The organism is Marinobacter sp. MBR-105 (assembly GCF_053628895.1).
The window spans coordinates 1-2,130 of sequence record NZ_JBRJHG010000046.1; the positions used below are offsets into that span (position 1 = coordinate 1).

General features: G+C 56.2%; 3 protein-coding genes. 2 read left to right on the top strand and 1 reads right to left on the bottom strand.

What is annotated here, in order from left to right:
• Positions 1-39 precede the first annotated feature (39 nt).
• Positions 40-243, bottom strand: coding sequence for a hypothetical protein (locus tag ACSSVV_RS20860; RefSeq protein ID WP_454106960.1), 204 nt, complete (start codon positions 241-243; stop codon positions 40-42).
• A gap of 645 nt (positions 244-888) precedes the next feature.
• On the opposite strand from ACSSVV_RS20860, the gene ACSSVV_RS20865 reads away from it, so the two are divergent.
• Both ACSSVV_RS20865 and ACSSVV_RS20870 read left to right on the top strand, forming a co-directional pair.
• Positions 889-1,434, top strand: coding sequence for a DUF6624 domain-containing protein (locus ACSSVV_RS20865; protein ID WP_454106961.1), 546 nt, complete (start codon positions 889-891; stop codon positions 1,432-1,434).
• A gap of 443 nt (positions 1,435-1,877) precedes the next feature.
• Complete coding sequence (locus tag ACSSVV_RS20870; RefSeq protein WP_454106962.1) at positions 1,878-2,048, top strand: hypothetical protein; 171 nt, start codon at positions 1,878-1,880, stop codon at positions 2,046-2,048.
• The last annotated feature ends 82 nt before the right edge of the window (positions 2,049-2,130 follow it).

Sequence of the window (2,130 nt, forward strand, 5' to 3'; positions counted from 1 at the left end):
CTTTGTTGGCCGCCCATAACAAGGCCAGGCACGCGACGCCTACTGCATTGCGGCTTCGCCTCCATTCCGTAGCCGCGCATGCTGGCTGGCGTTATTGGTCTTGGCCTTCATCATTTTGGGCTGGCTTAGTGCCAAGGCCTTGGCGTCGGGTTTGGTAGCCAAGCCGCTTATGGTGATGATGGCCAAGGCCGGAAAAGTTGCGTCGGGTTGGTTGCCAAAGTCACCCGCAGCATAGTTATTCATGGCGTGCCCCAGTCGCGGGGCCGTCCAGTTCAAATGGTAATCGGGTTGGTGCGGTTTGCGCTCTGGTTCCTGTCACCATCCGTTAGGTTGGTGCAAGCTGTTCGGGAGAGGGCATACAGCGTGGGGTGCCGAGGGAGACCTTGGTGGTGACCGGCCACTAACCAGGCGGTCAACCGGACGCCAAAAGCGTACCGCTTTTGGTTCCCTCCGCTGCGCTCCGGCGCCGGTTACCTTCGCGTTAATGGCCAGGCCCTTGTGAGTTTTTGGCTGGTACTGTGCAAAGGCCTTGGCACCGGGTTTGATTGCAGAGCCCGCTCACTCTGGTGATGGCCAAGGCCGGAAACTTCGCCGTCCGGTTTGGTTGCCAAAACGGTCAGCGGAGTTGGTATTACTGCTGTGCCCCAGTCGTGGGGCCGTCCGCCTCAATCGGTCATCGGGCCGGAAGCTTTTGCGTTCTGGTTCCTTTCGCCATCCGTCGAGCTGGTGCAAGCTGTCCGGGAGAGGGCATGCGGCCTTGGGTGTCAGGCGCAACCACGGTGGTGAACGGCCATTAACAAGGCAATTAAATTCGTTCCGGCCTGCGGCCTCCACCGGACGTCCCTGTCGGGCCGCCGTTTATTGCTGGCGTTAACTGGGAAGGAGCCCATGAATCAGAATCTTGCGGATGAACTAATCAAAATGATGGCGGAAGACCAGCAGTTATTGAAGCAACTCGTCGATTCTGGAGAGCTGGAATCTCAGCCTTACCATCCCCGGATGAGAGCCCTGCATGAGCACAATGCTTCCCGCCTGAAAGAGATTATTGCCGTGCACGGCTGGCCCGGCGTTGAGCTAGTTGGGGAGGAGGCTGCCAAAGCTGCATGGCTAGTCGTTCAGCATTCTGTTTCAGATCCCGAATTCATGGGAGAGTGTATTCCTCTGCTAGAAGATGCCGTTGCGAGAGAGGATGTAGCGGGCTGGCAGTTGGCGTTCCTCCAGGATCGAATATGTACGCTATCAGGCAAGCCTCAATACTACGGCACCCAGTTTGATGCTGATGAAAACGGTTGGCCAACACCGTTTCCTATTGAGGATTCTGCTAACGTTAATGAACGCCGTGCGCGCCTTGGGCTGAACTCTCTTGAGGAACGCCAGGAACAAATCACCGAGCAGATACGGAAACGTCGTGCCAACATCAGGCAAACCAGTTAACAAAACGCGGCACTCGGACGCCCTTGTCTCCGCTTCGCTACGTCAAGGCCGCCGGTGCGCTCTGCGTTAAATGCCTGGCTCCGGCGGTTTTGGGTTTGGTGTTTGGCCGCGGCTTGGCAGTGGTTCTCGGGCAAAACACAGCCGCCAGTCAGTCTCCGGTTTTTGGCTGGTAACTCGGTGTTAAGGTTGCGGGGCAATCCGGCGTAAAGTCCGTGCATCATCTGTGCGTAGGGTGTTCTGGTTCCTAGCGCCATGGGTCGCGCTGGTGCAACGTATCGGGAGTAGGCATTCAGCTTTGGGTGCCACAATAAAATGCCGGGTAAACGGCATCTAACAAGGCGCATCAATTCGCGGCCGGTGGCCGCCGGACGCCCTTTTCATTGCGGCTGCGCCTCCATTACAAGGGCGCCGTTGTGCGCTGGCGTTAAGTTTTAAGGAAAAGCATGAATCAGCACGTCAAGGGAACAATATTTGGCTTGGTCATCACCATAGGATTGGGGATTGTTGGCTATCTTGCGGTGGTTTTCTACCTCATTTCGCAAGGCTTCGATGAAAGCAATCAAATCATTGACGTCATTAGGTCCAAAAACGCTATGTATTGCCTGAATCAGTGACTTCGCTCGCCAATATACCCGTCAAGCCCACCTCTGCGCCAACAAGAGGCGATAACTGGGTGAGATTCTGACTTTGAGGTCA